Source organism: Campylobacter sp. IFREMER_LSEM_CL2151, assembly GCF_025771725.1.
GTDB lineage: Bacteria > Campylobacterota > Campylobacteria > Campylobacterales > Campylobacteraceae > Campylobacter_D > Campylobacter_D lari_C.
Genome location: NZ_JAKMQT010000010.1, coordinates 1 through 26,784 on the forward strand (window position 1 = coordinate 1; position 26,784 = coordinate 26,784).

Consider the following 26,784-nt stretch of genomic DNA (forward strand, 5'->3'; position numbering starts at 1 on the left):
CATGTGGGGAATTATTAAAAAAAGGAGGAGAATAGAGTGTGTGTTATGGTATGTGATAGGTAAATTAGGGGAGGGGCTGTGGATATTGGTTTATAATATGTGGTAAATTTTTAGAAAAAATAATGAGATATGAGTTGTTATAAAATGTAGAAAATTTGTATCAAATATAATGAAAACAATATCTTAAATATAGCTAATAAACAAGAAAACAAAAGAGAAAACTAACAATTAAAGATAAAATATGATTAGATAAATTTATATCAAAATGTATAAAGATAACAAATAGATTATCTTTTTTGTTTATTAAGAAGATTCACACTTAATAAAACAATAAAACTAAAAATTAAAAGTATGAGACTATAAATATGGGCTGTGACAAAATCTAAATTTTCCATACTTTCATATATAGCAATACTAGCTACTTTTGTTTCTCCGCTTAAAGAACCGCCTATCATTAATACTATACCAAACTCGCCCATAGTATGTGCAAAACTTATCACCAAAGCACTTAATATAGCTGGTTTGATACTAGGTAAGATTACTTTTAAAAGTGTAATGAAAGAATTTTTTCCCAAAGAAAAACTAGCCTCTATAATATTTTTGGAAATCATAGACATTGCATTATATAAAGGATTAAACATAAAAGGTAAAGAATAAATACAACTTGCTATTACCAAACCTTCAAAGGTAAAAGCTAAAGTGATATTAAAGTGTTTTTCTAAAAAATTCCCAAAAAAAGAATATTTTGAAAATAAAATCAATAAGTAAAAACCAACAACAGATGGTGGTAAAACTAAAGGTAAGGTTATTATGGTTTCTAGAATTTTTTTTGCTCTAAATTGCTTAAAAGTAAAAACCCAAGCAAGAGGTATGCAAAAACAAAACAAAATTATACAAGTAATAATAGAAAGCTTTATGGAAACTAAAAAAGGTGTCCAATCTATACTTAATAATAATTGTGTCATTATTAAAACTTTCTCAAGTCAAAAAAGACTTGAGATTACTTTCCTAAATTTGGCTCCATTTCCATAATTTTCCAAGGAAGTCCTTGAGTATTTAACTCATCCATAAAAGGTTTAGCATCAAATTCTTCCATGTTAAACACACCTTTTCCTTGCCAAATTCCTTTAGCGATTAGCTTTGTTCCTATCATTGCAGGAACTCCGGTAGTATAACTCACAGCTTGTGCTCCAGTTTCTTTAAAACATTCTTCGTGATTACAAACATTGTAAATATAAACTTGTCTATCTTTTCCATTCTTTACACCACGAATCACACAACCTATATTAGTATAACCTTTGGTGCGAGGGCCTAAACTAGCAGGATCAGGAAGTAAGGTTTTTAAAAATTCTATTGGTATTATTTCTTTACCTTGATGCATAACAGGTTTAATACCCAGCATACCAACATTTTCAAGACATTTCATATGAGTTAAATAACTTTGTCCAAAAGTCATAAAAAATCTTATTCTTTTTAAACCTTTGATATTTTTTACTAAACTTTCAAGCTCTTCATGATAAAGTAAATAACTATCCTTTACCCCTACTTCAGGATAATCCCACTCCATTTTTATTTCCATAGGTTCAGTTTCTATCCATTTTCCATTTTCCCAGTAACGACCTTTAGCAGAAACTTCTCTTAAGTTAATTTCAGGATTAAAATTAGTTGCAAAAGCATAGCCATGATCTCCAGCATTACAATCTAATATATCTATATAATGAATTTCATCAAACAAATTTTGCTGTGCATAAGCGCAAAATACATTAGTAACACCTGGATCAAAACCGCTACCTAAAAGTCCTAAAATTTCTGCTTGTTTAAACTTATCATTTCTTGCCCATTGTTCTTTATATTCAAATTTAGCCAAATCAGGATGTTCATAGTTTGCAGTATCTACATAGTGGATATTAGTTTGAATACACGCATCCATTAAAGTAAGATCTTGATAAGGCAAAGCTACATTTAATAAAATTTCAGCTCCTGTTTTTTTGATAAGTTCTACAACAGCATCAGTGTCATCTGCATCTATTTGCTCAGTTTGAATTTCTATACCCAAACGCTCTTTTATAAAAGCTGCTATTTCATCACATTTACTTTTGGTTCTACTTGCTAGAGTTATTTTGCTAAAGACATCACTATTCATTGCACATTTTACAGTCGCAACACGGCTTACACCACCTGCACCTATAATCAAAAGATTTTTCATCATTTTTCCTTAAATTTTTTAGAAAATTGTAACAAAAAAACTTTATAAAGCATTGAAATAAAAAATAAAAAATAATTTTTATAATGTTTTTTTAAAATAAAACAAGTAAAATGATAGTTTTTTAAATTTTTTAAGGACACTTATGAATTTACAAAGTGTAGAACTTTCTTATCCTATTGTTATTACTTTTATTACCTATGCATTTTTAATGCTTTTTATAGGTTTTTATTTTTACAAAAAAAATCAAAACAGTAAAGATTATTTTGTTGGTAATGCCTCCATGGGGCCGGTAATATCTGCCTTAAGTGCAGGTGCTTCTGATATGAGTAGTTGGCTTTTAATGGCTTTTCCTGGTGCTTTATATGCAGCTGGTTTAGGACAAATTTATATAGCTATAGGCTTAAGTTTTGGTATGTTTTTAAACTGGACCTTTGTTGCTAAAAGATTAAAGATTTTTTCTCAAATAGCCAAAGAATGTATTACAATTCCTGATTTTTTTGAAAGTCGCTTTCATGATGATAGGCATATTTTAAGAAGCATTTGTGCGGTAGTCATTTTGGTATTTTTTACTATTTACATTAGCGCTGGATTAGTAAGTGGTGCTAAGCTTTTTGAAAGTGTATTTAATTTACCTTATATTTTTGCCTTAAGCATTGGATTTTTAGTTATTGTTTTATATACTTTTTTAGGTGGCTATAAAGCCGTATGTTGGACTGATATGATACAAGGACTTTTAATGATGAGTTCATTAATCATCATTCCTTTTGTGATGATTTTTGAACTTGGTGGCTTTGGCGAAGCCTTTTCTACTATAAACGATGTAAAACCTCAAGCCTTTGGCCTAGACGGTGGTGGTTGGTTGGTCGTAGTATCAACCCTGGCATGGGGGCTTGGTTATTTTGGCCAACCTCATATTTTAATTCGCTTTATCTCTATAAAAAATGTAAAAGAAATTCCTACTGCAACTTTTATAGGCATAACTTGGATGGTAATTTCTTTATTTGGTGCTGCTATGATAGGATTTTTAGGTATTGCTTATATAGCTAAATTTAATCTTACTTTAAATGACCCTGAAAGAATATTTATCGTAATGTCTCAAGTACTTTTTAATCCTTGGGTGGCAGGAATTTTACTCAGTGCTATATTGGCAGCTATTATGAGTACTGCTAGTTCTCAACTGCTAGTGTGTGCTTCTAGCTTGGTGCAAGATTTTTATACACAAATCCTAAAAAGAAAAACAAATGATAAAAATATTACTTTATTATCACGTCTAGGTGTTTTAGCTGTTGCTTGTGTAGCTTTTGTACTTTCACTTGATACACAAAGTCAAATTTTAGGTATTGTTTCATATGCATGGGCAGGTTTTGGAGCTAGTTTTGGAAGTGTTATTTTATTTTCTTTATTTTATAAAAATATGAGTAAAGAAGGTGCGATAGCTGGAATGGTTAGTGGAGCTTTAACTGTTATATTTTATAAACATTTTGGTTCAAATTTTATAGCAATTTATGAAATCATTCCTGGATTTTTAGTTGCAAGTTGTTTTATTGTGATTTTTAGTATGATTTTTAAAGCAAAAAAACATACAATAAAACACTATGAAAAAATGTTAAAAGAAATTTAAATGTTTAAATCTTTTTTTTACTCAAAAAAATGGGCGTTGTGGGCTTATTTGGGTTTGTTTTTTTTACTAGCTTCTTTACTTGCTCAAACTTCCATTAATGTTGCAATAAATGAATGGTATAAGGAATTTTATGATGTTTTACAAGATGCGAAAAATCATAGCATAGATGACTTTTATCATTTTATTAAACAATTTTTGTATCTAGCATTACCTTATGTATTAATCGCTACTATCACGCAGTATTTTGGAAGTATTTATGCCTTTAAATGGCGTGAGGCTATGACTTTTGATTATATTAAATTTTGGCAAAAAAAAGATGATAACATAGAAGGTAGTTCACAAAGAATTCAAGAAGATATTTATAATTTTTCAAAAATCATAGAAAGCTTAGGATTGGCTTTTGTTAAGGCAATTATGACTTTAATTGCTTTTGTGCCAATTTTGTGGATGTTAAGCGCGCATGTTAATTTACCTATCTTAAAAGACATTAATGGCTCTTTAGTATGGATTGCATTTTTGGTTTCTTTAGGAGGTCTTGTTATATCATGGTTTGTTGGCATTAAATTACCTGGTCTTGAATATAATAATCAAAAAGCCGAAGCTGCTTTTAGAAAAGAACTTGTTTTTGCTGAAGATGATAGAAAAAATTATGCAAGCGATGAAAGTATTTTAAGTTTATTTATTGGACTTAAAATCAATTATAAAAGATTATTTTTGCATTATGGGTATTTTAATATATGGCTTTATTTATTTGAGCAAATCATGGTTATAGTGCCTTTTTTAATCATGGCTCCAAGCTTGTTTTTAGGACTTATACAACTTGGAATTATCATACAAGTTGGCAATGCTTTTGATCAAGTTAGATCCTCATTTAGTATTTTTATCACCAACTGGACAACTATCACACAATTGCGTAGCATTTATAAACGTTTAGATGAATTTGAAAAAAATATTGAATATAGAAAACATAAATTAATTTAAAATATATCATTTATTTTAAGCTAATTTTATAGTTTTGATTTGATATAATTTTGCAAAAATTTTATTAAAGGAGTTTTTTTGGACCCCAGTCAATCTTTAGACTTAAATCAAACATTACCCGCTGTTGCCTCAATTGATGTAGGCTATTCTACTTTTATGATTCTTGTTGCATTAGCTTTAGTGCTTTTAAATGGATTTTTTGTTTTATCTGAATTTGCTATTGTTAAAGTACGTAGATCAAAACTTGAAGAAATGGTAAAAGAAAAAAAACGTAATGCAAAAAAAGCTTTAGAAGTAACCTCAAAACTAGATACTTATTTAAGCGCTTGCCAACTTGGTATTACGCTAAGCTCTCTTGCTCTTGGTTGGATAGGCGAGCCTGCTATTGCTAAAATTCTTGAAGTTCCTTTGGCAAATTTAGGCTTAGCTCCGGCATTAATTCACACCATAGCATTTGTTATTGCTTTTGCTATTATCACATTATTGCATGTTGTATTAGGTGAGTTAGTTCCAAAAAGCGTTGCTATCGCTATTGCAGATAAAGCTGTTTTATGGGTTGCAAGACCATTACATTTATTTTGGTTACTTTTCTTACCTTTTATCAAAACATTTGACTTTTTAGCTGCAATTTCTTTAAAAGTTATAGGTATTAAACCTGCTAAAGAACATGAATTAAGCCACTCTGAAGAAGAAATTAAATTTATTGCGAGTGAAAGCCAAAAAGGTGGAGTTTTGGATGAGTTTGAAACTGAAATCATACGCAATGCTGTTGATTTTTCAGATACAGTAGCAAAAGAAATCATGACACCTAGAAAAGATATGATATGTCTTAACAAACAAAAAAGCTATGAAGAAAATATGCAAATAGTTTGTCAGTATAAACACACACGCTTTCCATATATAGATGGTTCTAAAGATATCATTTTGGGTATGGTGCATATTAGAGACATCATGCAAAATGAACTTAGCAAAGATAAGAAAAATTTAGATGATTTTTTAATCAAAATGATCTTAGTTCCAGAAAATATCAGCATATCCAAAGTCCTTTTCATGATGAATAAAGAACAAGTACACACAGCATTAGTAGTAGATGAATATGGTGGCACAGCCGGTCTTTTAACCATGGAAGATATTATGGAGGAAATCGTTGGAGATATTAACGATGAGCATGATGATTCTAGTCCACATTTTAAAAAACTAGCAGAAAACATTTATGAATTTCAAGGAAGATATGAAATTAGTGAAGTAGAAGAAATGCTTGATATACGCTTTAATGAAGAACTAGAGCAAGTCACTATAGGTGGATATGTTTTCAATCTCTTAGGACGCTTACCGGTAGTTGGAGATAGAATAGAAGATGAATTCTGCTACTATGAAGTCAAAAAGATGGATGGAAATAGTATAGAACGCATTAAAGTTGTACGCAAAAATACTGATGAAGAAGAGTGATAAACTCTTCTTTTACTTTCATACAATCCTCAATCTTATCCGTTCTAACCTATAAGGAAAATATATGCAATTACATGATGAAATTAATCAATTTATGCAAGAATGCAAAAGTATTATGATATCTTCTTTAAATTTAAACAATCAAACAATATGCTCATACGCACCTATTATAAAAATTAAAAATGACTTTTATATTTATATTAGTGAAATTGCTGAACATTTTGAAGGAGTTAAACACAATAATAAAAACATAGAAATTATGTTTATAGAAGATGAAAAAGATTGCATGTCAATCTTTGCAAGAAAAAGACTTAAATTTAGAATAGAATGTATAGAAATAACAAGAGATAATCAACTCTTTGAGCAAGTATTAAATACTTATGAAAATGAAAGCAATAAAGAAGTAATCCAAGTCATTAAAAATATGCAAGATTTTCATTTATTTCAACTTATACTGAAAAATGGAAGATATGTTAAAGGTTTTGGAAAAGCATATGAAATTAATGAAGGAGTAATTAATTTAATTAATTCAAAAGGGCATAAATAATTCAAGATGAGCAATAAGCTCATCTTGATAGATTAACCGTTTCTTTTTTTGATAATTTCTTCAGAAACGTTTTTTGGAACTTCATCATAGTGATCAAATTCCATAGAATAAGTAGCACGGCCTTGAGTTTGACTTCTAAGATCGGTTGAGTAACCAAACATCTCAGCCAAAGGACAAAATGCTGTAATAATTTTATTACCACCTCTTTCATCCATTGAATTTACTTGACCACGGCGTTTATTTAAATCACCAATAACATCACCCATGTATTCTTCTGGAGTTTCAACTTCAACTTTCATCATAGGTTCTAAGATTACCGCACCTGCTTTTCTAGCACCTTCTTTAAAGCCCATAGAAGCTGCAAGTTTAAATGCCATTTCAGAAGAATCCACTTCATGGTAACTTCCATCATAAACAGTTACTTTAACATCTTCAACAGGGTATCCTGCTAAAACACCGTTTTGCAATGCTTCTTGAACACCTTTATCAACTGCTGGAATATATTCTTTTGGAATTACCCCACCTTTGATATCATTTACAAACTCATAACCACTACCTGGCTCAAGTGGCTCAAGTCTTAAGAATACATGACCATACTGACCACGACCACCTGATTGTTTAGCATATTTGTATTCTTGCTCAACTGTTTTTCTAATAGTTTCACGGTAAGCAACTTGAGGTTGACCAACTTCTGCTTCAACTTTAAACTCACGAAGCATTCTATCAACGATAATTTCCAAGTGAAGCTCACCCATACCTGAAATGATAGTTTGACCACTTTCTTCATCTGTAGAAACTCTAAAGCTTGGATCTTCTTGAGCTAATTTATTTAAAGCAATAGACATTTTTTCTTGATCTGCTTTTGTTTTAGGCTCAACAGCAACTGAAATAACAGGATCTGGAAAATCCATTCTCTCTAGAATAACCTTATCTTTTTCACTTGCTAAAGTATCACCAGTTAGCGTATCTTTAAGACCAACAACCGCTCCAATTTCCCCTGCGTATAAAGTTTTAATCTCTTCTCTTTTATTAGAGTGCATTTTCAAAAGACGACCAATTCTTTCTTTTTTATCTTTTGTTGAGTTGTACGCATAAGAACCGCTTTCTAAACTTCCTCTATATACACGAACGAAAGTTAATTGCCCAACAAAAGGGTCGGTCATAATTTTAAATGCAAGACCTGCAAATTCACCATCATCAGTTGATTTTACAGAAACTTCTGTACCATCTTCATATTCACCTTTGATATTAGCAACTTCATCAGGAGCTGGTAAATAAGCAACAACAGCATCAAGTAATGGTTGAACACCTTTATTTTTAAAAGCTGTACCACAAAGCATAGGAACCATAGAAAGACTTAAACATCCTGCTTTAATACCTGCTTTGATTTCTTCTTGAGTAAGTTCTTCACCGCCTAGATATTTTTCCATTAATTCATCGCTTGTTTCAGAAACCGCTTCTATCATTTTTGTACGATATTCTTCAGCTTTTTCTTTAAGCTCAGCTGGAATTTCTTTTTCCACATAATCAGTCGGCTTGTTTTCATCTTCCCATACCAAAGCTTTCATGGTAATAAGATCAATTACACCTTTGAAATTATCTTCAGCGCCAATTGGAATTTGAAGTGGAACTGGGTTACCTTTTAAGCGATTTTTAATTTGCTCTTCTACGTTAAAGAAATTTGCACCAATTCTGTCCATTTTATTTACAAAAACAATTCTTGGAACACCGTATTTATTAGCTTGTCTCCAAACAGTTTCTGATTGTGGTTGAACTCCACCTACTGAACAAAATACCGCAACAGCACCATCTAAAACACGCATTGATCTTTCAACTTCAATTGTAAAGTCAACGTGGCCTGGAGTGTCTATAAGATTAATTTGGTGATTTTTCCAAAAACAAGTTGTAGCAGCAGAAGTAATTGTAATACCTCTTTCTTTTTCTTGTTCCATCCAGTCCATTGTAGCTGCACCATCATGCACCTCACCAATTTTATGACTCATACCTGTAAAGAAAAGAATTCTCTCACTAGTAGTTGTTTTACCAGCGTCAATGTGAGCTGCGATACCTATATTTCTAACTCTTTTTAAAGGAGTACTTCTTGACATGTTTTACTCCTCTTACCAGCGATAATGAGCAAATGCTTTATTAGCTTCTGCCATTTTATAAGTATCTTCTTTCTTCTTAAATGAAGCACCTTTACTATTAGCTGCGTCTAATAATTCAGCTGCTAATTTTTCAATCATAGTTCTTTCACTTCTTTTTCTAGCAAAAGAAATAATCCATCTTATAGCTAAAGCTTGTTGTCTAGCTGGGCGTACTTCTACTGGAACTTGATAAGTAGCACCACCAACACGACGAGATTTAACTTCTAATAAAGGCTTGATATTTTCAATAGCATCATTAAAAATTTCTATGCCTTTTTTTTCTCCACCTTTTTTATCGATAGCTTCTAAAGCACCATACATAATAGTAGTAGCCGTGCTTTTTTTACCATCATACATTAAAGAATTAATGAATTTTGTGATTACTTTATTTCCATAAATCGGATCTGGCAAGACTTCTCTTACCGGAGCTTTTCTTCTTCTCATAATTTTCCTTCAAATTTATAATTTTACTCAAACAAAATCAAATCTAACGGATTTGTCTGCAATCTTATTACTTAGCTGCTGCTTTAGGGCGTTTTGCACCATATTTAGAACGAGAAACAGTTCTTTTTGCAACACCTGCAGTATCTAAGGCACCACGAACAATGTGATACTTAACACCTGGTAAGTCTTTTACCCTACCACCACGCACTAAAACAATGCTGTGTTCTTGTAGGTTGTGACCTTCACCACCGATATAACTAATAACTTCAAAGCCACTTGTAAGTCTTACTTTGGCAACTTTTCTTAACGCTGAGTTTGGTTTTTTAGGAGTTGTTGTATAAACCCTAGTACAAACTCCCCTTCTTTGTGGGCAATTTTTAAGCGCTGGTGATTTAGATTTTTCTAAAACTTTTTTGCGCTCTTTTCTAACCAATTGATTTATGGTTGGCACAGTAATTCCTTTCATTAATAAAATAATAAACTTTGGATAATATCTAAATTTTACTTATAAAATTATAAACTATTAAGGTTTTCTTGGAGTTTTTCTAAAAACAAATAAATGTGATAAGCATCATTGCTGGCATGATTAACATTAATACTAAAAGGAATGAGAAATTTTTTATTTTCTTTTATAATCTTTCCACTTGTTATAATAGGAAAGAAATATTGCTCTTTTTTTGGCAAGTGTAAAGAAAAATTTTCAAAAGCTATCCAAGGAATAGCAGAAATATTAAAAAGATTATCTATAGGTTCTTTTAAAAATATACTTTTATTGCTTTTTAATAATTGTTTATCCTCTTCATATAAAGATAAAAAATCATTTAAATTTTCTTTATAGAAAGTCCAAAGAACAGAAAAAGTTTTAGAGTCCTTATGAAAAATAGTATAAGAAGGATGGATAATATCATAACATATTAGTTGTTTGTTTTGATCTAAACTAAATTTAAAATTATCAAAAGCATTTATACTTTTACTAATAGTGTGGATAAAACAAGGATAGAATTCATAATTATTGTTTTTAATAAAATAATAAAAAGAACTAATATCTAATTTGACAGTAATTTCAAACGAGCAAGGAATATTTTGAGTGTAAAATTCAAAATGATCCTTTCTTTTATATTTTTCCAAATCAATCACTTTGAACATAATACACTCCAAAAATCCTAGCAAAATCGCTAGGATTGAAAATTAATTTTGTTGTTTAAGCTTTAAATTTTGATCTCCATAAAGACCTGTACCAACAGGAATCATACGACCTAAGATTACATTTTCTTTTAGATCTTCAAGATAATCAAATTTACCTGCAATACTTGCTTCTGTTAAAACCTTTGTTGTTTCTTGGAATGAAGCAGCTGAAATCACACTATCACTTCCAATAGCTGCTCTTGTAACCCCAAGCAATACAGGCTCAGCTACAGCAGGTTCACCGCCATATCTTAAAATTCTTTCATTTTCTTCTCTGAATTTTCTTCTTGAAACCAAATCACCTACAATAAAGTTTGTATGACCACTATCAACAATTTTTACTTGTCTTAGCATTTGCGATACGATGATTTCGATATGCTTATCAGAAATCACAACACCTTGACCACGATAAACTTGCTGAATTTCAGAGATAAGATAATAATGCAATGCTTTTTCACCTAAAATTCTAAGCACATCATGACTTGAAATAACTCCATCGGTTAATTTTTCACCCGCATGGATAAATTCACCATCTCTTACTTGAATACGTTTTGATTTATCTATCAAATACTCTGCACTACTTCCATCTTCTGCTTGGATAATGATTCTTTCTTTTGATCTTAAAGGTTTATCAAATCTAACAACCCCGTCAATTTCAGCCACAACAGCAGTATTTTTTGGCTTTCTTGCTTCAAATAATTCAGATACCCTTGGAAGACCTCCAGTAATATCTTTTGACTTAGCCGCTGCCTTTGGAGTTTTAGCTAAGATATCAGCTTGCTTAACCTTATCGCCATCATTTACATAAATAACAGTTTTTGGCTCTAGTTGATAACGCACTACCTTATCATTTTCACCTATGATTAATAATGCAGGACGCACTCCACTTGGTAAATACTCATTAATAACAAGCGATCTTTTACCCGTTGCTTCATCAATTTGTTCATCAGCACTATAACCTGATTCAATATCTTCAAAATTAATTGTACCTGCAACTTCTGCGATTACAGTATTGTTATATGCATCCCATTCAGCAATAATGGTTTTATCTTCTTTGCTTGATTTTGCTATGATGGTTTTAGGATTATCCACAAAAGCGCTATCGTCAAATTCAATCACAGATTCTCTTGGTATATAATGTCTTTTTGCTTCCCTATCATTTTCATCAGCAATAACAACAAAAACACCTTTTTCTTTAACCACATCACCTTTTTTTAGATTTCTAATTCTATCTAAACCGTCCCCTTTAAGCATATAAAACTTCAAAGTACCTTTTGCGCCAGCTATAATATCTTGAGTGATAGGATCTCCATCTTTTACTAGCAATTCACTCGCATAAGGAATACGATTTGGTATATTCCAACCCTCTTTGATTACTTCTACAATACTTTCATTTTCAGCTACTTCAGCACCATCACTATATGGAATATATAATTTACCTTCAATATTGCCACTTACACCCGCAAGCTCATTAGCTTTTGCTAAGTCATATTTTCTTAATATAAATTTAGCTTCATTGTTTTTTGCTTTAACGCTAACAACCACATCTTCATACGCATGCTCAATATGGATAGTTCCTTTAAATGGAGCTTTGATTTTTGGCTCAACAAGTAAAATAGCAGCATTGCGATGATTTGCAACGATAGTTTTACCCTGTCTATCTTCATAGGTATTAAGATTATAAAATCTTACAAAACCTTCTTTGTGTGCTACTACTTGACGATCTTGCAAATCTGTACTAGCAGTACCACCACTATGGAAAGTTCTTAGTGTAAGTTGCGTTCCTGGCTCACCGATTGATTGAGCAGATATAATACCTACAGCCTCACCTGGCTTAACTAATTTGCCCTCACCTAGGTTAATACCATAGCATTTAGAACATACGCCTTTTTTAGCTTTACAAGTAATAGGAGTTCTAATACTTACACTCTTTACTCCACTTTCAACAATAATTCTAGCTTTTTCCTCATCTACTAAAGTACCTTCTGAGAATAAAATCTCATTGGTAATAGAATCGATAATATTTTCAGCTAAAACTCTTCCTAAAATTCTTTCTTCTAAGGTTTCAATTACAACACCATCTGCGGTGATTTCATTAATCTCAACACCCTCATGTGCGCCACAATCTTCCATTGTAACTTTTACATTTTGCGCTACATCGATAAGTTTTCTTGTCAAATAACCTGCATTTGCTGTTTTTAACGCTGTATCTGCAAGACCTTTTCTAGCACCGTGAGTTGAAATGAAATATTCAAGAACGTTTAATCCTTCACGGAAGTTTGAAATAATCGGTGTTTCAATAATAGAACCATCAGGTTTAGCCATAAGACCCCTCATTGCAGCAAGCTGTGAAATTTGAGCTGCTGAACCCCTAGCACCAGAATCTGCCATCATATAAATAGAGTTAAATCCTTCTTTGTCTTTTTTAATTAACTCCATCATATCTTTTGATAAGACATTATTAGTACTTTTCCAAATATCAATAATCTTATTATATCTTTCACCCGAAGTAATCAAACCTAAATTATATGAATTTTGGATTTCTCTTACTTGTTTTTTAGCTTCTTCTATACTTTTTTGCTTTTGATCAGGCACAATAATATCAGCAATTGAAATAGAAATACCCGCTTTTGTTGCATATTCAAAACCAAGATCTTTTAATTTATCTAAAAAGCTAGCACTTACTTCAAGGCCACCTTCTTTATAAACATAATCAACCAAAGCTGCAATATCTTTTTTCTTCATGACTTTATTCCACATATTTTCAGGAACAAAATCAGGTAAGATAGACTTAATGATTAATCTTCCCGCAGTTGTTGTGATTTTTCTTCCATCAACTACACTTCTAATACTTGCATGAATATCTAAAGATTTTGCTTCTAGGGCAATCATAACCTCTTCAATACCTGTACAAATTTTATGCTCACCCTTAGCACCATCTTTTTCTAAAGATAGATAATAAATCCCCAAAACCATATCTTGAGAAGGCACAGTCACAGAACGACCACTTGCTGGAAGCAAGATATTCATAGATGAGAGCATTAATACTTTACACTCAGCTATTGCTTCTTGTGATAAAGGCACATGCACAGCCATTTGGTCTCCGTCAAAGTCAGCATTAAACGCTGCACATACTAATGGATGAAGTTGAATTGCCTTGCCCTCTACAAGCACAGGATGGAAAGCTTGAATAGAAAGCTTATGCAAGGTTGGAGCACGGTTAAGCATTACAGGATGACCTTTAACAACCTCTTCTAAACACTCCCAAACTTCGTTAGTTTTATTTTCTATCATTTTTTTAGCTTGTTTTACAGTGGTAGCATAACCTTTTTCTTCAAGTTTAGCTAATAAGTGTGGCTTAAATAATTCTAAAGCCATTTTTTTAGGTAAACCACATTGATCCATTCTAAGTTTTGGCCCAACAACAATAACACTACGACCTGAAAAATCCACCCTTTTACCAAGTAGGTTTTGTCTGAAACGACCTTGTTTTCCTTTGATGATTTCACTTAAAGATTTTAATGGACGTTTATTTGCACCTTTAACCGCATTTGCTCTTCTACCATTATCAAATAAAGCATCAACTGCTTCTTGAAGCATTCTTTTTTCATTTCTAATGATAATTTCAGGTGCATCAAGCTCCATAAGTCTTTTTAAACGCGTATTTCTATTGATAACTCTTCTGTATAAATCATTCACATCAGAAACTGCAAATTTTCCACCATCTAAAGCTACTAAAGGTCTTAAATCAGGTGGTAATACAGGTAAATTTGTAATCATCATCCACTCAGGACGATTAGGTACCACTTCATCAATATTTGTATTGCTATTTAAATTGCTATTTAAGAAATTTTCTACCACTTTTAAACGTTTGATGATAGTTTTTTTCTTTGCTTCTGAATTCGTTGCTGCAATATCTTCTTTTAGTTTATTTAAAAGCTCAACAAGATCTAAATTTGCTAGCAAATCTCTAACAACTTCACCACCCATTCTAGCTTTAAATCCACTACTTTCATAGCGTTGCATTAAATTTAAATATTGCTCTTCATTTAATACATCACAAAATTCAACTTTTTTAGTATTTTCATTATCATAGTAAGCATCACCTGGATTTTCTACTATATATGCTTCATAATACAATACGCGTTCTAAATCTTTCATCTTTACACCAAGCAAAGTACCGATACGACTTGGTAAAGAATTTACATACCAAATATGTGCCACCGGTGTAACTAATTCAATATGCCCCATTCTTGAACGACGTACTTTAGAACTAGTAACTTCAACACCACATTTTTCACACTTAATGCCTTTGAAGCGCATTTTTTTATATTTACCACAAAGACATTCATAATCTCTTACTGGTCCAAAAATTTTAGCACAAAAAAGCCCGTCTCTTTCAGGCTTTAAGGTTCTATAATTAATCGTTTCTGGTTTTTTTACTTCCCCATAAGACCATGATTTGATTTTTTCAGGACTTGCAAGTCTTAATTGAAAAGCTTCAAAGTCTCTAGGTCTGCCATCTTCTTTTATTTCGATAGGTTTAAATTTACTCATTATTCTCATCCTTATCAAAAATCTCAACATCTAAAGCAAGAGATTTTAATTCATTTGTAAGTACAAAGAATGTCTCTGGAATACCTGTTGCTGGAACATTCTCGCCTTTTGTTAAAGCTTTATAAGCACTAAATCTACCTTCAACATCATCAGATTTTATAGTTAACATTTCTCTTAAAGTATGAGCTGCTCCATAAGCTTCAAGAGCCCAAACTTCCATCTCACCAAATCTTTGCCCACCAAATAATGCTTTACCACCAACTGGTTGTTGTGTTACTAAGCTATAAGGTCCAGTACTTCTTGCGTGAACTTTTTCATCTACTAAGTGGTGTAATTTAAGCATATACATACATCCAACATGCACACGCTCTGCCATTTTTTCACCAGTTCTTCCATCATAAAGTTCGCTTTTTCCATCCATAGCTATTTTAGCCATTTCAAAAAGCTTACCAAATTCTTCAACCGTTACACCTTCAAATACAGGAGTAGCAAATTTTACCCCTTTAGCCCAATCTCTAGCATAAGAAATAAGTTGCTCATCATTTAAAGTTTGTACAAATTTCTTTTCTAACTCAAGTCTAGATACACTACAAATTTCAAGAATTTTTTCACGTAATTCTTTTACAAAATCTTTTTGTTTTCTATCAAAAATTTCTTGAATTTGATCACCTAATCTCATACCAACAATCCCTAAGTGACTTTCAAGAATTTGCCCTATATTCATACGGCTTGGAACCCCTAGAGGATTTAAAGCTATATCAATAGGTCTTCCATCAGGTAAATATGGCATATCAACTTCTGGAACGATATTTGATACAATACCTTTATTTCCATGGCGTCCTGCCATTTTATCTCCAACTTTTAATTTTCTCTTAGTCGCGATATATACTTTAACAAGTTTAACTACTCCACTTGGTAAAATATCATCTTTTTCTAAAATTTCTAATTTTTCATCATGTTCTGTTTTAAGTTTTTTCTTCTCATTTTGGAAATGGTTTTTTAAATCATCGTATTCTTTTTGTACTTCTTTAGAATAAGCTTTAACTAAAGAATTTAATGCAAAACGATTGATTTTTTCTAATTCTGTAATTTCTACTTTGGAACCTTTTTTATATTTAACACCATTGATTTCTTCATCTGAATTTAAAGGCGACTTAGAAAGCAAAGAACAAACCCTTAAAGTTTCTTCTCTATCCATCATTAAAAGTCTATCATGATGTTCTTTTTCAAGGTTTAATTTTTCATCATCATAAGCTTTTATAGCACGCGCATCTTTTTCATAACCTTTTTTAGTAAAGATTTTCACATCTACAACAACACCTTCTAATGAAGCAGTTGCATATAAAGATTTATTTACAACATGTCCAGCTTTTTCGCCAAAAATAGCTCTTAATAATCTTTCTTCAGGTGTAGGTTTTACTTCGCCTTTAGGAGAAACTTTACCTACTAAAATCATGCCAGGCTTAATATGAGTTCCTATTTTAGCAATACCACTCTCATCAAGATGTGCTAAATCCTCTTCTTTTACATTTGGAATATCTTTTGTAATTTCTTCTACACCATCTTTAAGTTCTCTAGCCTCTACTTCTTTTTCATAAATATGAACGCTAGTAAAAGTATCTTCACGTAAAATTTTCTCACTAATTACAATAGCATCTTCATAGTTATACCCATGCCATGGCATAAATGCGATTAAAGCATTTTTACCAATAGCAAGTTCGCCTTGATCCATACTTGGACCATCTGCAATGATTTGACCTGCTTGAACAAATTCGCCTTTTTTAACAATCGGATGTTGAATAAAAGTTGTATTTTGGTTAGTTCTTAGATTTTTTTCCATTTTGTAATGATCAATAAATGGTCCATTTTCATCTTCACCCAAAATGAAAATATTTTTATTATCAACTTTTTCCACAATCCCTGCTCTTTTAGCTTTAATAGCTTCCCAAGCATCACGCGCAATGATTTTTTCCATACCAGTACCTACTATAGGTGCTTGCGCAGTTAGTAAAGGCACTGCTTGACGTTGCATGTTTGAACCCATCAAAGCTCTGTTTGCATCATCATGCTCTAAGAATGGAATCAAAGATGCTGCAACCCCTACTATCATACCCGAACAAAGGTCAATCAAATGCACTTCTTCTCTTCTTGCTAAGATTGTTTCACCATCTTGTCTTGCTTCAACAAATTCTTCAACAATATTACCCTTTTCATCAATTTTAGTTGAAGCTGCTGCGATCACTAAACCTTCTTCTTGAGTAGCGGTTAAATAAACGATTTCATTGCTTACTTTGCCATTTTCTACTTTCTTATAAGGTGCTTCAACAAAACCCAAATCATTTACTTTAGCATAAGTTGAAAGTGTATTAATTAAACCGATATTTTGACCTTCTGGGGTTTCAACAGGACAAATTCTTCCATAATGCGTTGCATGGACATCACGCACCTCAAATCCTGCTCTTTCTTTTACTAAACCACCCTCACCAAGTGCAGATAAACGGCGCTTGTGAGTTACTTCACTCAATGGGTTTGTTTGATCCATAAATTGAGATAATTGACCACCGGTAAAAAATTCCATAATGGTTACAGTAATTGTTTTAGGATTGATCAAATCATAAGGCATTACTTTGTCAATATCCGCATTTAAAGCCGTAAATTTATCTCTAATAGATTTTTGCATTTTAGCAAGACCTACATGAAGTTCATTCGCTAAAAGCTCTCCGATTGATCTAATACGACGATTACCCAAGTGATCTCTATCATCGATATGGCCTCTACCATTTTTTACTTTAATTAAATATTTTGCAGTTTTTACTATATCTTCATTAGTTAAAACTGTAACGTATTCAGGTGTATCTAAACCTAATTTATGGTTCATTTTCATACGACCAACTTTTGTTAGGTCATATCTTTCAGGATTGAAAAATAAATCATTCACAAAAGCTTTTGCAGCATCTTTTACTACAGGCTCACCTGGTCTCATCACTTTATAAATTCTAATAGCTGCTAAATCATTTTCATCTTCTATATTTTCTGTTTGTTTTAATAATTTTAAAGTTTCATTATCTTGAATAAAAGAATTAATAATAGCAGCATCTACTCCATTAGCTAAATCGTTTGCAATATCAAACTGTTTTTCTTCTTTAATTTTTGCTAATTTTCCTTCATCTAATAGTGTTAAAGAATCATATAAAACTTCACCAGTTTCTTTATTAATGATAGGATTAGCTAAATATCTATTTGTTAAAATTTCAACTGGATATTCAACCCATTTAACACCATCTTTTACAAGCTGTTCAGCCTTTTTCTTTGTCATTCTTTTACCAGCTTGATGAATTACATTACCTTTTTCATCTTTTAAGTCATATTCAACTCTATCTAAAAAGTCATTTGGATTAAATTCGGTTAAGAATTTATCTTTTTTTACATGAATAGTTTGTATAGGGTAGAATAATTTTATAATATCTTGTTTTTTATAACCAAGTGCTCTAAATAAAATTGTAATAGGCACTTTTCTTCTTTTATTGATACGTACATAAAGTACATCTTTAGCATCATATTCAAAATAAAGCCAAGAACCACGATCTGGTATAATTTGAGCTGTATATACTAATTTATTTGCAACAGTAGAACTTTCTTCTTCTTTGAAAATAACACCTGGACTTCTATGAAGCTGATTAACTACAACCCTTTCTACTCCGTTGATAATAAAAGAAATTCTATCTGTCATTAAAGGAATTTCTCTAATATAAATTTCTTGTTCTTTAATATCTTTTATACCAATTTTCTCACCCGTTTTTTCATCTTTTTCATGTAAAGTTAAACGGATTTTCATTTTTAAATTTACAGAATAAGTCAAACCTCTTTCCATACACTCTCTAATGGTATATTTAGGCTTACCTACTTCACTACTTACATATTCTAAACTTAATCTATTTTGCGGATCATGGATTGGAAAGATAGATTTAAATACTTTTTCAATTCCGCTTTCTGAATTTTTTGCATCTAAATTTAAAAAATAATCAAAACTCTTTTTTTGTAATTGTAATAAATTTGGAATGTCTATTTGTTGTGGAACATTCGAGAAGTCTATTCTTAAACGATTTCCTGATTGTGAATTTAACATATTATTATACCCCATGGTAAAAGTATTGAAAGAAAGAATCCTTAATTAAAGGAAAACAAGAAAGGATATATAATCCTTTCTTTTAAAAAACAAAAAATTATTTAAGCTCAACCTTAGCGCCAGCTTCTTCAAGTTGTTTTTTAGCTTCTTCAGCTTCAGCTTTACTAACACCTTCTTTAAGAACTGATGGAGTTTGCTCAACTGCGTCTTTTGCTTCTTTTAATCCAAGACCAGTTAATGCACGAACAACTTTAATTACGTTGATTTTTTTATCACCACCATCTTGTAATACGATATCAAATTCAGTTTTTTCTTCAGCAGCACCGCCAGCAGCACCTGCAACAGCAGCACCTGCAACCATAACTGGAGCAGCAGAAACACCAAATTTTTCTTCAAATTCTTTTACTAATTCTGAAAGCTCAAGAACACTTAGGTTAGAAATAAATTCTAATACATCTTCTTTAGTAATTGCCATTTTTTATCCTTTTTATAATTTTATTCAGCTTCTTTTTTTTCTTTTAATGCATTTAATCCAATTGTGAAATTGGTGATTGGTGCATTCCAAACTTGCAAAAGCATAGCAAGTAATTCATTGCGAGAAGGCATTTTAGCTAAAGCTTTAACTTTATCTACAGAAGCAACTTCGCCTTCGATAAATGCAGTTTTGATCTCAAATGCTTGATTAGCTTCGCTAAATTTATCAGCAACTTTTGAAACATTTAATTGGTCTTCACCCCAAAGATAAATATTAGTATCTTTAAGTTCCATTCCATCTTTGCCGGCATTTTTAAGAGCAATACTTGCTAAAGTATTTTTAATAATTTGAACTTTAACATCCATTTCTCTCGCATTATTTCTTAACTCTTCAAGTTTTTTAGTGTTTAAACCCTTATAGTTACAAACTATAACAGCTTCACTAGCTTTAAAACCTTCTTCAAGTTTAGAAACAAGTTCAACTTTTTGGCTTTTAGTCATCTTTACTCCTTTCCGACCGGTGATTTCAAGCAGAGCAGAAAATCTAATTAAGTCCTAGGACCTCGGCTATCTCCAATCTAAGATAAAAATTAGATAAAATAAAAGTTATTATCTTATCTAATTTTTATTAATGAGAGTAAAACTCTCATTAATTTTATTTTGTATCAAGTAATTCTTGAGTATCAAGAGAAAGAGAAGGACTCATAGTTAAAGAAAGACTAGCGTTTTTAATATATCTTCCTTTTGCAGCCGCTGGTTTGTGTTTATTAATAGCTTTTACAAATGCTGTCATATTTTCTTTTAATTGCTCTTGAGTAAAGCTAACTTTACCTAAACCTGCATGGATATTTCCTTGTTTATCAACACGGAAGTTAACTTGACCATTTTTAGCATTATTCACAGCTTGTGCAACATCCATTGTCACAGTACCTGTTTTAGGATTTGGCATTAGTCCTTTAGGCCCTAAAATACGACCTACTTTACCAACTAAACCCATCAAATTTGGAGTAGCAATTAAAACATCAAAATTCATATTTCCTTTTTGAATTTCTTCTACTAAATCATCACTACCAACTATATCAGCACCAGCATTTTTTGCCTCATCAGCTTTTGCATCTTTTGCTATAACAGCAACACGCACTTTTTTACCTGTACCACAAGGTAAAACTACACTGCCTCTTACCATTTGATCTGCATGTCTTGGATCAACATTTAATTTTAAAGCAATTTCAACTGTTTCATCAAATTTAGCAGAAGCAAGAGTTTTAACTGTGCTTATTGCTTCATCCATTAAGTAATTTTTATTTGAATCAATTTTTTTTAATAATTCTGTAAATCTTTTAGTATTTTTAGACATTAATTTTTCTCCGCATTTTATATAAAGTGCTACCGCCTTTTTAAACTCTTGGCGGTAAAGAGTATTAATCTACGATTTCAACACCCATAGAACGAGCAGAACCCATAATAATCTTAGCAGCTTGCTCTCTATCTTTTGTGTTCATATCAGCTATTTTTTTATCAACAATTTCTAAAACTTGTGCTTTAGTTAATTTACCTACTTTGTTTTTTAAAGGATTGTCCGCACCTTTAGAAATACCTGCAGCTTTTTTGATTAAATCTGTAGCTGGTGGTTGTTTTGTGATAAATGTAAAGCTTTTATCTGCATAAACAGTAATAACAACTGGAATATTAAAACCAGCCATATCTTTTGTTCTTTCATTAAATGCCTTACAAAATTCCATAATATTAACACCTTGTTGACCCAAAGCAGGACCAACTGGAGGTGATGGATTAGCCTTAGTAGCAGCTATTTGTAATTTTATTTCTCCTACGACTTTTTTAGCCATAACCTTTCTCCTTTACTTGCTATATTATCAAACTATTTTTTCAACTTGAGAGTATAAGATCTCTACTGGAGTTGATCTACCAAATATTGAAACATTTAGTTTTAAAACTCCTCTAACCATATCATATTCTTCTACAATACCTACAAAGTTTGCAAAAGGACCTTCGGTTATTCTTACACTTTCTTCTTTATCAAATGAAATTTTAGGTTTAGGTGCTGCTTTATTTTTCACCTTTTCTAAAATAAGATTGATATCTTTTTCACTCAATGGGGTTGGTTTTTTACTTTCCCCTATAAAACGACCAACTTTTGGCAAAGATTGAATTTTATGCCAAAGTTCTGTTGATAAGTCAATATTGGCAAATACATAGCCTGAATATAAACTTCTTTCGCTTATTTTTTCTTTACCATTTTTAAATTCAATCACATCTTCAGTTGGAACAATCACTTCTAGCAATTGCTCTTGAATTCCATGATCTCTAACTAAATTTTCTATGGCTCTTTTTACAGCCATTTCACTACCTGCATAAGTTTGAATTGCATACCATTTATGATTCATTATTTTATCCTATAATCTTAGATAATGAAAACGACATAATCAAGTCAACCAATGCTAAAAATAATGAAACAACAGTAACAACTACAAAAACTGTAATATAAGCATTTCTAACTTGCTCTTTCAAAGGCCAAATAACTTTCGATAATTCAGCTTTTGACAATTTAAAATAAGTTATTAGTTTTTCCATATTTTACCTTATTTTGTGGCAGGGCAAGAGGGATTCGAACCCCCAACCATCGGATTTGGAATCCGGCGCTCTACCGTTGGAGCTATTGCCCTAAGGGCTTTTATATAAAAGCCTTAACTTTTTAATTTAACTTCTTTATGAACTGTATGTTTTTTTAATCTTGGGCAATATTTTTTTAATTCTAATTTTTCAGTTGTATTTTTACTGTTTTTAAAAGTACTGTAATTAATATCACCGCACTCTTCACATTTCAAGCCAACTTTAATTCTCATTTTTATTCCTTAAAAAGCGAGATAAAATCTCGCTTATGATTATTTAATAATTTTAGATACAACACCTGAACCAACGGTACGGCCACCTTCACGGATAGCAAAACGAGTACCTTCTTCAAGTGCAACTGGTGCAATAAGACTTACAGTAATTCTAACATTCTCACCTGGCATAACCATTTCAACGCCTTCTGCAAGTTGGATAGAACCAGTAACATCTGTTGTTCTTACATAGAACTGTGGTCTATAGTTATTAAAGAATGGAGTGTGACGACCACCTTCATCTTTATTTAAAATATAAACTTCTGCTTCAAAGTCAGTATGTGGAGTAATTGATTTTGGCTTAGCAAGAACCATACCACGAAGAACATCTTCTTTTTTAGTACCACGTAGAAGAACACCTACGTTATCACCTGCTTCACCTTGATCCATTTCTTTTCTAAACATTTCAACACCAGTTACTGTAGTGCTTTGTGTTTCTCTAATACCAACGATTTCAATAGTGTCACCAACTTTAACAACACCTTTTTCAATTCTACCAGTAACAACTGTACCACGACCTGAAATTGAGAATACATCTTCAATTGGCATTAAGAAATCTTTATCTGTATCACGAGCTGGAGTTGGGATATACTCATCAACTGCTGCCATAAGATCTAGGATTTTTTTAGACCATTCACCATCTTGTCCAGCTTTTGCTTCTTCAAGAGCTTGTAAAGCAGAACCTGAAATAATTGGAGTGTCATCTCCTGGGAAGTCATAAGAACTTAATAATTCTCTAATTTCCATTTCAACTAATTCTAATAATTCAGCATCATCAACCATATCAGCTTTGTTCATGAAAACAACGATATATGGTACACCTACTTGACGAGAAAGTAAGATGTGCTCTCTAGTTTGTGGCATTGGGCCATCTGCAGCAGAAACAACAAGAATAGCACCGTCCATTTGAGCAGCACCAGTAATCATATTTTTAACATAGTCAGCGTGACCTGGGCAGTCTACGTGAGCATAGTGACGATTTTCTGTTTCATACTCAATGTGAGAAGTTGCAATAGTAATACCACGCTCTTTTTCTTCAGGAGCATTGTCGATATTATCATAATCTTTAAGCTCAGCCAAACCTCTTCTTGAAAGAACAGCAGAGATAGCAGCTGTTAAAGTAGTTTTACCGTGGTCAACGTGACCAATAGTACCAATATTTACGTGAGGCTTATTACGTGAAAATTTTTCTTTAGCCATCTTTTTCCTCCATATAAAATTTACAAACAAATACTAATTTATGTTTTATAATCTTTTGAAATCAATGGAGCTCATAGCGGGACTTGAACCCGCGACCTCTCCCTTACCAAGGGAGTGCTCTACCTCTGAGCCATACGAGCGCTCAGAAAAATTAAAAACATAAATTATAAAATTTTGGAAATTTGAAACTGCTAGAAATTCTGAATTTAAAAACAGCTCCCAGTTTCACTCTACCAAAATTAGGTTGGAGCGGGAAACGGGACTCGAACCCGCGACCCTCAGCTTGGAAGGCTGATGCTCTAGCCAACTGAGCTACTCCCGCAAAGCAATGGTGGTGAGTCGTGGATTCGAACCACGGAAGGCGAAAGCCAGCAGATTTACAGTCTGCCCTCGTTGGCCACTTGAGTAACTCACCATGAATAAAAATGCTTTTTATTTCTGGTCAAACACTGCTATTAACAATGGAGCTGGTTAAGGGACTTGAACCCCCGACCTGCTGCTTACAAGGCAGCTGCTCTACCAACTGAGCTAAACCAGCAAAAAATAAAGTTGAATTATAATGTAATTTTGAATTAATGTCAAGTGTTTTAAATAATTTTGTATAATTTTTTAAAAAATAAAGGATTAAATATGAAAATTTTATTTTCACCTAGTGAAAGCAAAAGTAAAACAAACACACAAACTTGTATAAATGAAAACTCTTTTGTTTTTAGTAACTTATATAACAAAAGACTAGAAGTGCTTACAAAATATAAAAATCATATAAAACAATGCAGTGAAGGCGAACTTGAAAAGTTTTTTGGTATAAAAGATAAAAACGACATGCAAGAGCTAACTCAAGATATTATAATAAAAGACACAATTAAAGCTATCCAAAGATACAATGGAGTTGCTTTTGATTATTTAGACTATGAAAATTTAAGTGAGATTTCAAGAGAATACATAGATGAGAATGTTTTAATTTTTTCTAATCTTTTTGGTCCTATTTTAGCAAAAGATTTAATACCTTATTATAAATTAAAGCAAGGAGAGAAAATCAAAGATTTTAATATAGAAAAATTTTATAAAGATAATTTTTCTGATGTAATTGATAAATTTTTAGAAAATGAATTAATAATTGATCTTAGAGCTAAATTTTATGAAAAATTTTATACTATCAAAAAGCCTTTTTTAACTTTCACTTTTTTAAAAAATTCCAAGAGTTTAAGTCATTTTGCAAAAGCTTATAGGGGTAAAATGCTAAGAATACTAGCAAATAAAAATATACATAGCAAAGAAGCTTTGCTTGAAAATCTACCTAATGAATTAAAAATAAAAGAAATTAAAATACAAGGATTAAAAGAAGAGATAATTTTAGATATAGTAAGCTAAGCCAAAAGGCTTAGCTTTTTATAATTAGAATGTATATAGAGCTTCAAGTCTGATGAATTGATCATCACTATCTGTGTTTTTCACACCTTCATAATTATCTTCAGTTAAGTAAGAATAGAAGCCGCTAAATGTAAGTTTTGGGCTGTATTTATAAGATACTCTTGCGATATATTCGTTTTTATCAACATCTTCCAAATTTGCTAGTTTAGTTTTACCACCGATATAGTCAAATCCTACTCTCACAGTTTCAGCAAAAGTATAACCTAAACCTGCAAAATAGAAGAAGTTTTCACCTATATCACCTCTTAAATCACTACCCGCAGAGTAGAAAATTTGCTCACCTGGTGCGATAACTTGACCTAAATCTTCTAAAGTAACTACTGTCATTTTATCTTTTTCACCATAGCCAACTACACCTGCTTGGAAATCAAAAGCAGAGATTTGTCCGCTGAATTTACCTGCATAATAGTTACCATTATCTACTTCTTGACCGTGAGTTTTGTAAAAGTTTTCAAAATCGCTGTCTAGACTATTTCCTAAGTATTGACCTTGAATTTTGAAGTTCATATCGTTAAATGCAAATTTATAGCTAGCATCTACTGCATATAAAAACGCATTGTTTGCTGAGTAAGCTGCCCATAATTGGAATGCAAATGGATCAAAATCACCTAATACAGCAGCACCGTATAGTGATGATTTGTTAAGTTTTGTTGGTCCAAAATCACCATCATCTTCCCAATTGAAAGCATCAAACCAATAACCTGCAAAAGTTAAACCTTCGATAGAGTTATTAAGAACTTTAGCTCCTGTTCCTACTGCATCATCAGTCCAAATAGAACCAACTTCCATTTTACCGAAAGTTACGCTTGTAGCATAAGCTTCGTTAGTGTATTCTAAGTAAGCTTGATTTACATTAAATGTATCTTTTGTAGTAGTACCTTGCTCACCATTATTACCTCTACCAAAACCAAAATCAGTTGCATCATACTGGAATTGAACGAAAGCTTTGAAATTATCATCTAAAGCTGCTTTGAAGTTTAATTGTGCTTTAAATTTATGCTCGTTGTTTTTAGTGCTATTGTAACCTTCTTTTTCAACAACATCACCAATTTCTTGTCTATCAGATTGGAATCTGTATCTCATCATTCCTGATACATCAACATCTTTTATAGCTTCTTCAAGTGAAACAGCGTTAGCTGCTGAAAAAGCACCTGCAGCTAAAGCTGCTACTAAACTAAGTTTAACTAGTTTCATGAGAATTCTCCTTATTAAAATTAAAACTATGGTTTGTATTATAGCATAGTTTTATATAAGAATTCTTAAAGTAAATAAAAACAATATAAAATATATTAGATTATATAGTATTAGTATAAAGTAGAGATATATATCTTTAAAGATCTAGTTTGAAACTAGATCTTTAAAAACTAAGGAGTTATCTATGAATGTTTGCTTTTACAAATGTAATTATGCTCTTTGATAGTTAATGTATGGAAACTGAGAAAAGTTAGTTTCCATTACTTTTTAAAACTTCTTCTTCCTAGCATCCTCTAAGATATCATTAGCTATTTTATTA

22 protein-coding genes and 5 tRNA genes are annotated in these 26,784 nt (G+C 31.7%); 5 read left to right on the top strand and 22 right to left on the bottom strand.

The window, feature by feature from the left end:
• Positions 1 to 287: 287 nt before the first annotated feature.
• Together modB and L8V82_RS07205 are read right to left on the bottom strand one after the other, a co-directional pair.
• The gene (modB, locus tag L8V82_RS07200) at positions 288 to 965 is read right to left on the bottom strand and encodes a molybdate ABC transporter permease subunit (RefSeq protein ID WP_263724492.1); all 678 of its coding nucleotides are present in this window, start codon (positions 963 to 965) and stop codon (positions 288 to 290) included.
• Positions 966 to 1,000: 35 nt separating this feature from the next.
• Positions 1,001 to 2,206: a saccharopine dehydrogenase family protein gene (locus tag L8V82_RS07205; RefSeq protein ID WP_263724493.1), complete on the bottom strand. Its 1,206-nt coding sequence runs from the start codon at positions 2,204 to 2,206 to the stop codon at positions 1,001 to 1,003.
• A gap of 142 nt (positions 2,207 to 2,348) precedes the next feature.
• On the opposite strand from L8V82_RS07205, the gene putP reads away from it, so the two are divergent.
• The 4 genes from putP (at position 2,349) to L8V82_RS07225 (ending at position 6,804) form a co-directional block, all read left to right on the top strand.
• On the top strand, positions 2,349 to 3,827 hold the full coding sequence (gene putP / locus L8V82_RS07210; protein ID WP_263724494.1) for a sodium/proline symporter PutP: 1,479 nt from the start codon (positions 2,349 to 2,351) through the stop codon (positions 3,825 to 3,827).
• Positions 3,828 to 4,808 carry a putative transporter gene (locus L8V82_RS07215; RefSeq protein WP_263724495.1) on the top strand — a complete coding sequence of 327 codons (981 nt, stop codon included), beginning with the start codon at positions 3,828 to 3,830 and terminating at the stop codon, positions 4,806 to 4,808.
• Between the two features lie 78 nt (positions 4,809 to 4,886).
• Positions 4,887 to 6,257: a hemolysin family protein gene (locus L8V82_RS07220; protein ID WP_263664233.1), complete on the top strand. Its 1,371-nt coding sequence runs from the start codon at positions 4,887 to 4,889 to the stop codon at positions 6,255 to 6,257.
• Between the two features lie 64 nt (positions 6,258 to 6,321).
• Positions 6,322 to 6,804, top strand: a complete 483-nt coding sequence (locus L8V82_RS07225) for a pyridoxamine 5'-phosphate oxidase family protein (protein WP_263724496.1) — start codon at positions 6,322 to 6,324, stop codon at positions 6,802 to 6,804.
• Positions 6,805 to 6,836: 32 nt separating this feature from the next.
• Here the strand turns inward: L8V82_RS07225 and fusA are convergent, their stop codons facing one another.
• The 19 genes from fusA to L8V82_RS07320 form a co-directional block, all read right to left on the bottom strand.
• Positions 6,837 to 8,912: an elongation factor G gene (gene fusA, locus L8V82_RS07230; RefSeq protein WP_039617755.1), complete on the bottom strand. Its 2,076-nt coding sequence runs from the start codon at positions 8,910 to 8,912 to the stop codon at positions 6,837 to 6,839.
• A 12-nt stretch (positions 8,913 to 8,924) separates the two neighbouring features.
• Positions 8,925 to 9,395 (bottom strand): 30S ribosomal protein S7, encoded by a 471-nt coding sequence (rpsG, locus tag L8V82_RS07235; protein WP_012661188.1) that lies wholly within the window; start codon positions 9,393 to 9,395, stop codon positions 8,925 to 8,927.
• A 67-nt stretch (positions 9,396 to 9,462) separates the two neighbouring features.
• A complete protein-coding gene (rpsL, locus tag L8V82_RS07240; RefSeq protein WP_012661187.1) occupies positions 9,463 to 9,846 on the bottom strand; it encodes a 30S ribosomal protein S12 in 384 nt (127 codons plus the stop codon).
• A gap of 62 nt (positions 9,847 to 9,908) precedes the next feature.
• A complete protein-coding gene (locus L8V82_RS07245; protein WP_263724497.1) occupies positions 9,909 to 10,541 on the bottom strand; it encodes a CatA-like O-acetyltransferase in 633 nt (210 codons plus the stop codon).
• Positions 10,542 to 10,583: 42 nt separating this feature from the next.
• Complete coding sequence (gene rpoC, locus L8V82_RS07250; RefSeq protein ID WP_039617751.1) at positions 10,584 to 15,137, bottom strand: DNA-directed RNA polymerase subunit beta'; 4,554 nt, start codon at positions 15,135 to 15,137, stop codon at positions 10,584 to 10,586.
• Complete coding sequence (gene rpoB / locus L8V82_RS07255; protein WP_039619574.1) at positions 15,130 to 19,263, bottom strand: DNA-directed RNA polymerase subunit beta; 4,134 nt, start codon at positions 19,261 to 19,263, stop codon at positions 15,130 to 15,132. The genes rpoC and rpoB overlap by 8 nt, the downstream gene beginning before the upstream one ends.
• 97 nt (positions 19,264 to 19,360) lie before the next feature.
• Positions 19,361 to 19,738: a 50S ribosomal protein L7/L12 gene (gene rplL, locus L8V82_RS07260; RefSeq protein WP_012661184.1), complete on the bottom strand. Its 378-nt coding sequence runs from the start codon at positions 19,736 to 19,738 to the stop codon at positions 19,361 to 19,363.
• A gap of 20 nt (positions 19,739 to 19,758) precedes the next feature.
• Complete coding sequence (gene rplJ / locus L8V82_RS07265; RefSeq protein ID WP_263724498.1) at positions 19,759 to 20,238, bottom strand: 50S ribosomal protein L10; 480 nt, start codon at positions 20,236 to 20,238, stop codon at positions 19,759 to 19,761.
• A 154-nt stretch (positions 20,239 to 20,392) separates the two neighbouring features.
• On the bottom strand, positions 20,393 to 21,094 hold the full coding sequence (rplA, locus tag L8V82_RS07270; RefSeq protein WP_039617747.1) for a 50S ribosomal protein L1: 702 nt from the start codon (positions 21,092 to 21,094) through the stop codon (positions 20,393 to 20,395).
• Between the two features lie 64 nt (positions 21,095 to 21,158).
• Complete coding sequence (gene rplK / locus L8V82_RS07275) at positions 21,159 to 21,584, bottom strand: 50S ribosomal protein L11 (RefSeq protein WP_012661181.1); 426 nt, start codon at positions 21,582 to 21,584, stop codon at positions 21,159 to 21,161.
• A gap of 27 nt (positions 21,585 to 21,611) precedes the next feature.
• Positions 21,612 to 22,145, bottom strand: a complete 534-nt coding sequence (gene nusG / locus L8V82_RS07280) for a transcription termination/antitermination protein NusG (RefSeq protein ID WP_087684660.1) — start codon at positions 22,143 to 22,145, stop codon at positions 21,612 to 21,614.
• A gap of 1 nt (position 22,146) precedes the next feature.
• Positions 22,147 to 22,329, bottom strand: a complete 183-nt coding sequence (gene secE / locus L8V82_RS07285; RefSeq protein ID WP_039617745.1) for a preprotein translocase subunit SecE — start codon at positions 22,327 to 22,329, stop codon at positions 22,147 to 22,149.
• Positions 22,330 to 22,345: 16 nt separating this feature from the next.
• Positions 22,346 to 22,421 (bottom strand) — tRNA-Trp (locus L8V82_RS07290).
• A 21-nt stretch (positions 22,422 to 22,442) separates the two neighbouring features.
• Positions 22,443 to 22,601 (bottom strand): 50S ribosomal protein L33, encoded by a 159-nt coding sequence (gene rpmG / locus L8V82_RS07295; RefSeq protein ID WP_039617743.1) that lies wholly within the window; start codon positions 22,599 to 22,601, stop codon positions 22,443 to 22,445.
• 39 nt (positions 22,602 to 22,640) lie between these two features.
• Positions 22,641 to 23,840 (bottom strand): elongation factor Tu, encoded by a 1,200-nt coding sequence (tuf, locus tag L8V82_RS07300; protein ID WP_039617742.1) that lies wholly within the window; start codon positions 23,838 to 23,840, stop codon positions 22,641 to 22,643.
• Between the two features lie 65 nt (positions 23,841 to 23,905).
• Positions 23,906 to 23,980, bottom strand: a tRNA-Thr gene (locus L8V82_RS07305).
• A 105-nt stretch (positions 23,981 to 24,085) separates the two neighbouring features.
• Positions 24,086 to 24,162 (bottom strand) — tRNA-Gly (locus L8V82_RS07310).
• A 7-nt stretch (positions 24,163 to 24,169) separates the two neighbouring features.
• Positions 24,170 to 24,255: transfer RNA gene (locus tag L8V82_RS07315), tRNA-Tyr, on the bottom strand.
• Between the two features lie 47 nt (positions 24,256 to 24,302).
• Positions 24,303 to 24,378 (bottom strand) — tRNA-Thr (locus L8V82_RS07320).
• Between the two features lie 92 nt (positions 24,379 to 24,470).
• Here L8V82_RS07320 and L8V82_RS07325 point away from each other — a divergent pair.
• Positions 24,471 to 25,211, top strand: coding sequence for a YaaA family protein (locus L8V82_RS07325; protein ID WP_263724499.1), 741 nt, complete (start codon positions 24,471 to 24,473; stop codon positions 25,209 to 25,211).
• 24 nt (positions 25,212 to 25,235) lie between these two features.
• On the opposite strand, the gene L8V82_RS07330 is transcribed toward L8V82_RS07325, so the two are convergent.
• On the bottom strand, positions 25,236 to 26,465 hold the full coding sequence (locus L8V82_RS07330) for a major outer membrane protein (protein WP_263724500.1): 1,230 nt from the start codon (positions 26,463 to 26,465) through the stop codon (positions 25,236 to 25,238).
• Positions 26,466 to 26,784: the final 319 nt, after the last annotated feature.

What these genes read in the sequence shown, in the direction of transcription:
- modB (WP_263724492.1), bottom strand. Translation starts at nt 965, where the DNA reads ATGACACAATTATTATTAAGTATAGATTGGACACCTTTTTTAGTTTCC.
- L8V82_RS07205 (WP_263724493.1), bottom strand. Translation starts at nt 2,206, where the DNA reads ATGAAAAATCTTTTGATTATAGGTGCAGGTGGTGTAAGCCGTGTTGCG.
- putP (WP_263724494.1), top strand. Translation starts at nt 2,349, where the DNA reads ATGAATTTACAAAGTGTAGAACTTTCTTATCCTATTGTTATTACTTTT.
- L8V82_RS07215 (WP_263724495.1), top strand. Translation starts at nt 3,828, where the DNA reads ATGTTTAAATCTTTTTTTTACTCAAAAAAATGGGCGTTGTGGGCTTAT.
- L8V82_RS07225 (WP_263724496.1), top strand. Translation starts at nt 6,322, where the DNA reads ATGCAATTACATGATGAAATTAATCAATTTATGCAAGAATGCAAAAGT.
- fusA (WP_039617755.1), bottom strand. Translation starts at nt 8,912, where the DNA reads ATGTCAAGAAGTACTCCTTTAAAAAGAGTTAGAAATATAGGTATCGCA.
- rpsG (WP_012661188.1), bottom strand. Translation starts at nt 9,395, where the DNA reads ATGAGAAGAAGAAAAGCTCCGGTAAGAGAAGTCTTGCCAGATCCGATT.
- L8V82_RS07245 (WP_263724497.1), bottom strand. Translation starts at nt 10,541, where the DNA reads ATGTTCAAAGTGATTGATTTGGAAAAATATAAAAGAAAGGATCATTTT.
- rpoC (WP_039617751.1), bottom strand. Translation starts at nt 15,137, where the DNA reads ATGAGTAAATTTAAACCTATCGAAATAAAAGAAGATGGCAGACCTAGA.
- rpoB (WP_039619574.1), bottom strand. Translation starts at nt 19,263, where the DNA reads ATGTTAAATTCACAATCAGGAAATCGTTTAAGAATAGACTTCTCGAAT.
- rplL (WP_012661184.1), bottom strand. Translation starts at nt 19,738, where the DNA reads ATGGCAATTACTAAAGAAGATGTATTAGAATTTATTTCTAACCTAAGT.
- rplJ (WP_263724498.1), bottom strand. Translation starts at nt 20,238, where the DNA reads ATGACTAAAAGCCAAAAAGTTGAACTTGTTTCTAAACTTGAAGAAGGT.
- rplA (WP_039617747.1), bottom strand. Translation starts at nt 21,094, where the DNA reads ATGTCTAAAAATACTAAAAGATTTACAGAATTATTAAAAAAAATTGAT.
- rplK (WP_012661181.1), bottom strand. Translation starts at nt 21,584, where the DNA reads ATGGCTAAAAAAGTCGTAGGAGAAATAAAATTACAAATAGCTGCTACT.
- secE (WP_039617745.1), bottom strand. Translation starts at nt 22,329, where the DNA reads ATGGAAAAACTAATAACTTATTTTAAATTGTCAAAAGCTGAATTATCG.
- rpmG (WP_039617743.1), bottom strand. Translation starts at nt 22,601, where the DNA reads ATGAGAATTAAAGTTGGCTTGAAATGTGAAGAGTGCGGTGATATTAAT.
- tuf (WP_039617742.1), bottom strand. Translation starts at nt 23,840, where the DNA reads ATGGCTAAAGAAAAATTTTCACGTAATAAGCCTCACGTAAATATTGGT.
- L8V82_RS07325 (WP_263724499.1), top strand. Translation starts at nt 24,471, where the DNA reads ATGAAAATTTTATTTTCACCTAGTGAAAGCAAAAGTAAAACAAACACA.
- L8V82_RS07330 (WP_263724500.1), bottom strand. Translation starts at nt 26,465, where the DNA reads ATGAAACTAGTTAAACTTAGTTTAGTAGCAGCTTTAGCTGCAGGTGCT.